Below are 4,905 nucleotides of genomic sequence, written 5' to 3'. Positions count from 1 at the left end.
CATGCGGACCGACCTCCTAAAGGTCAGTCCGTTGAATCATAAAATCGATCCCATGGGAATCCCTGGCGACTCAACCCGACCCCAGAGCACTCTAGCGTGACGGCTGGAACGAACCAGCAACGGACCCTGCTTCTGGACGGGTCCCCACGGGAGGATGGTCCGCGTGCATCCGTCCCCACTGGCCCCCTTGGCGCCGGCGCCGCGCCGCGCGCGTCTGCCCGACGATGCCGACCCGGCCGCCATGACCCGGGGCATCACGCGCGGCGTCTGCCGGCATCTGGCCGACGCCGGCCACGCCGTGTTGACGGAGTTCAAGCTCCCCAACCGGCGCCGGGCCGACGTCGCGGCCCTGGACGCGGACGGACGCCTCGTGCTGGTGGAGGTCAAGAGTTCGCTCGCCGACTTTCGCGCCGACGGCAAGTGGAGAGAATACCTGCCCTATGGCGATAGCTTCGCGTTCGCCGTGGCGGACAGCTTCCCGCGGGAGGTTCTGCCGGCCGAGTGTGGCCTGTTGATCGCCGATCCCTGGGGGGCCGAGGTGCAGCGGTGGATGCCCCTCCCGCCCCTGGCACCGGCCCGGCGCCGCGCCCTGACCCTGCGGTTCGCCCGGATCGCCAGCGAACGCCTGCATCGCTTGGTCGACCCGCCACTCTGAACGGCGCAGGCGACCGCCTTTTGTATGGGTTGAGCGTTCGCACGAAGGCGTGCTACGGATTTTCGACACACGCTTGAGACCCTGTTATCCACAACGGTCGCTCCGCCCTTGCCTCGCCGCTTCGCCTCGGTCACCACCCACCACGTCGCCTGGTCCCGCCGCCCACCGCATCCGGTCGCGGGCACCTCGCCCCCGGGACCGTGTGCGGCGTCCGCCAGATCACCCCTCCCCCCCGTTCGTGCCCCCATTCATACCCTCGTCCATGCCCCCGCGCCCTCGCGGGAGCGCGCCCACGCCTGACCCGACACCCCAACACGACCCAAGAGGACCTGACATCATGCCCGATCGTGCCACGTCGCCCCGGGTGGCCGCCCTAGTCGGCCCCTATCTCTCAGGCAAGACCAGCCTGCTGGAAAGCCTGCTGATGGCCTGCGGGACGGTCCATCGAAAGGGGCGCATCGAGGATCACAACACCGTCGGCGACGCCAGCCCCGAGGCGCGCGACCGCGCCATGTCGGTCGAGGTCAACGTTGTCGAGACCACCTACCTGGACGACCCCTGGGTCTTCCTGGACTGCCCGGGCTCGGTGGAGTTCCAGCAGGACGCCGTCAATGCCCTGATGGTCTGCGACGTGGCCGTGGTGGTCTGCGACCCCGACCCGGCGCGCGCGCGCATGGTCATGCCGCTCCTGAAGGCGCTGGATCAGCGCAGCATCCCGCATATGATCTTCATCAACAAGATCGAGACCGCCCAGGTCACCCTGCGCGAGCTGATGGAATCCTTGCAGGAGATCTCCGACCGGCCGTTGGCGCTGCGAGAGGTCCCCATTCGCGAGGACGGCAAGGTGACGGGCTATGTCGATCTGGTCAGCGAGCGGGCCTACCGCTACAAGCCGGGCGAGCCCTCGGACCTGATCCAGATGCCCGAGCACATCAAGAGCCGCGAGGAGGAAGCCCGCCAGGAGCTTCTTGAGAATCTGGCCGACACCAACGACCATATGCTTGAAGCCCTGCTGGAGGACGTGGTTCCGCCCAAGGAAGAGGTCTACGAGACCCTCACGCGGGATCTGGCCGAGGATCGCGTGGTACCGGTGTTCTTCGGCGGCGCCCTGGAAGACAACGGCATCGTCCGCCTGATGAAGGCCCTGCGCCACGAGACCCCGTGCTGCGACGAGACCATCCAACGCCGCCTCGTGGACTCCGGCGACACCGCCCCGCTGGCTCAGGTGTTCAAGACCATTCACGCCGCCCACACCGGTAAGATGTCGCTGGCGCGGGTCTGGCGCGGCCCGATCAAGGACGGCACGCACCTGGGCGGCGACAAGATCAACGGCCTGTACAGCTTCACCACCCCTAGCCAGCCGTCGAAGATTGTCGGCGCCGAGTCCGGCGCCGTCGTGGGCATCGGCCGCCTGGAGGCCGCCGTCACCGGCGATCTGCTGAACGCCAAGGACAAGCGCGAGGCCGACTGGCCGGCGGTGCTCTCGCCCCTGGCCAGCATTTCCGTGCGCCCGGCCAAACATGGCGACGACGTCAAGCTGTCCGGCGCCCTGGCCCGCCTCAGCGAGGAAGATCCCAGCCTGAAGGTCGAACAGAACAACGAGACCAACGAACTGCTGATCTGGGGACAGGGCGATATCCACCTCCAGGTCGCCGTGGCCCGCCTGGCGCGCCAGTACAATGTGGAGGTGACCACCGAAAAACCCCTGGTGCCCTACCAGGAAACCATCCGCAAGAGCGCCAGCAAGCAGGGCCGGTTCAAGCGCCAGACCGGCGGCCACGGCCAGTTCGGCGACGTGCACCTGGAGATCAAGCCGCGCGGCCGTGGCGAGGGCTTCGCCTTCTCCGACCGCATCACCGGCGGCGTGGTGCCGCGCCAGTACATTCCCGCCGTGGAACAGGGCGTGCGCGAGTGGTCACGCCAGGGTCCCCTGGGTTTCCCGGTGGTGGACTTCGAGGTCGCGCTGTACGACGGCTCCTACCATACCGTGGACAGCTCGGAGCAGGCGTTCAAGACCGCCGCCCAGTTGGCCATGCGCGAGGGCATCGCGGCGTGCGAACCGGTGCTGCTCGAGCCCATCCTCAAGGTGGAGATCAGCGTTCCCAACGACGCCACCAGCAAGGCGCAGCGGGCGCTGTCCACCCGGCGCGGCCAGATCATGGGCTTCGACCAGAAGGAAGGCTGGGACGGCTGGGACGTGGTCCATGGCATGTTGCCGCAGTCCGAGATGCACGACCTGATCGTCGAAATCCGCTCCACCACCATGGGCGTGGGCACCTTCTCCTGGACCTTCGACCACCTCCAGGAACTCACCGGCCGCGATGCCGAGCAGGTTGTCAAGCATCGCAAGGACCTTCTTGAGAACGCCTGATGCATGATGCCTGATGCCTGATGCTTGGCCTCAGGCCAGACGCAGCCGGGCGGGCATGAGGAGGGACCGTCCCCCGGGGAGCGCGACACAAGGACGCGCGTCCCCGGCGAGGACGGGCCTTTGGCCGGGCGATGGGCCACCAGACGGCGGCGCCCGCCGGTCAAGACACGGCGGACAAACAATGACCTCCGCGCACCGCGCCGGCGATCTCCGGAGCCGCCGTCGCGGGCTCTCCAGAAAACGCCCGGCGCACTCGAGGGCCGTCATGGGGCCGTCATGGGGGCGTCATGGGGGCCCTCCCGTCCCCTGGACCCGACAGCCCCGCACGGGGCGAGAAAAACACTTGTCAGACCCGGGTCGGGTCGTCTAAAAAGCGCTCCTTGATCGGGCTCATCCACTGCGTCCCCTTCGTCTAGAGGCCTAGGACACCGCCCTCTCACGGCGGCAACAGGGGTTCGAATCCCCTAGGGGACGCCATACTTTTTCGCAAGTCTTTGTGAGATTTTCTACGCTACAGCTTCTTACCGCCGCGTTAGCGACGGCTTCAACGAGATTTAGTTTGCGTCTTGAAGGTAGACTGAAGAACAAAGATGGGACCGAAATCGGACCGTCGGCTTTGCGGCGATATAGTGAAAAGCGGTTGTTCAGATCAGGCAATATCGGTTGAGGTATGCGCTGGTCGCCCAACACAGGGTCTCCAGTCGCAGTTGGCTAGAGTGCTTTGGACTCGAGTTGAGTCGCCAGGGATCCCCACGGACTCATTTTTATAATTCAATGGACTGACTGGTAGGAGGTCGGTCCGCATGGGAAAACCCTATTCGCGTGATTTGCGAGGGCGCTTCGTGGCGCTGTTGGAAGAGGGGCTTTCGGCCAGTGGCGCGGGGCGGCGCCTTTTGGTGGCTCGTTCGACGGCGACCCGATGGGGCAAGATTTGGCGTGACGAAGGCCGGGCCGAGGCCTTGGCGATGGGGGGCGACCAGCGCTCGCACGCCATGGAGGCGCATGCCTCGATCGTTCTTGGTCTTGTGGAGGAAACGCCGGACATCTTTCTCCATGAGATCGTTGCCAAACTGGCCTCCCAGGGAATTCCCGCCAGTACGGATATGGTGCGCAGCCTGTTGGCTCGTCACGGCATCACGCGCAAAAAAAGACGCTCGTCGCCTGTGAACAGGAGCGCGAGGACATTGTCGAAGCGCGCGCGCGATGGCGCGACGGAATGACGGATCTTGATGTTGGGGCGTTGGTCTTTATCGACGAAAGTGGTTTCGATACGAAGATGACCCGTTTGCGCGGGCGTTCCACACGGGACCCCCGTATGGCCGCCAACTCGTCTGGCGGCATGAGTACGCTAGCCACGATGCCCAGGACCGTCAGGGCCGCCGGATAGGCGATCAACACCTGCCAGCGGGCACGCAGGAAGGCCCAGCGCGGTCGGATCAAGCCAATGATCAGCAGGATCATGGCGGCGAGGGCCAGAATTGCGATCAGGGTTTGCATGGCGGTCTCTCCCAGGGGTGGAACGCCCGCCGATCCCGCCACACACCTTTAGAGCGTGCCTGTCCATTCCGCGCGCGACCGTTGAAAGTCCCCGCCGTCGGCGGGGGCCAGGGCGCGCCAACGCCCCAAGCCGGGAGACATCCACGCCCCACGTCCACGCGGCCGCCATGGAGCGCGGCCCGCCACCGCCGAGCCCCCCGCCCGAGCGCCCCTGAGCGCCGGACGAGGACAAACAATGTGGTTCGACCAACACCCCTTATCGGGCTTGCCTTGTGTGCCGGCGTTGAAGGTCTCGAACTCGGCCTCCACATCGCCGAACCGGAGTACCGCACCGTCTGTTCTGTCGAGCGGGACCCATACGCCGCCCGCGTGCTCCAGCACC

At 66.2% G+C, this 4,905-nt stretch carries 3 protein-coding genes and 1 tRNA gene; all 4 read left to right on the top strand.

The features are described from left to right. The first annotated feature begins 163 nt into the window (after window positions 1–163). A complete protein-coding gene (locus GGD89_RS19150) occupies window positions 164–655 on the top strand; it encodes an MmcB family DNA repair protein (RefSeq protein WP_343058654.1) in 492 nt (163 codons plus the stop codon). A 337-nt stretch (window positions 656–992) separates the two neighbouring features. Further along, entirely contained in the window at window positions 993–3,026 is a 2,034-nt protein-coding gene (locus GGD89_RS19145; RefSeq protein WP_184048992.1) for an elongation factor G, read from the top strand. Window positions 3,027–3,427: 401 nt separating this feature from the next. Next, a tRNA-Glu gene (locus GGD89_RS19140) sits at window positions 3,428–3,503 on the top strand. A 326-nt stretch (window positions 3,504–3,829) separates the two neighbouring features. After that, the gene (locus tag GGD89_RS19135) at window positions 3,830–4,246 is read left to right on the top strand and encodes an IS630 transposase-related protein (protein ID WP_184048989.1); all 417 of its coding nucleotides are present in this window, start codon (window positions 3,830–3,832) and stop codon (window positions 4,244–4,246) included. Window positions 4,247–4,905 lie beyond the last annotated feature (659 nt).

It is taken from the genome of Roseospira visakhapatnamensis (genome assembly GCF_014197915.1).
In the GTDB taxonomy this organism is placed as follows: domain Bacteria; phylum Pseudomonadota; class Alphaproteobacteria; order Rhodospirillales; family Rhodospirillaceae; genus Rhodospira; species Rhodospira visakhapatnamensis.
This window is presented reverse-complemented; position numbering and strand designations above follow the sequence as displayed.

Bases quoted from the DNA above. Each gene is read 5' to 3' on its own strand.
- GGD89_RS19145 (WP_184048992.1), top strand. From the start codon at position 993: ATGCCCGATCGTGCCACGTCGCCCCGGGTGGCCGCCCTAGTCGGCCCC.
- GGD89_RS19135 (WP_184048989.1), top strand. From the start codon at position 3,830: ATGGGAAAACCCTATTCGCGTGATTTGCGAGGGCGCTTCGTGGCGCTG.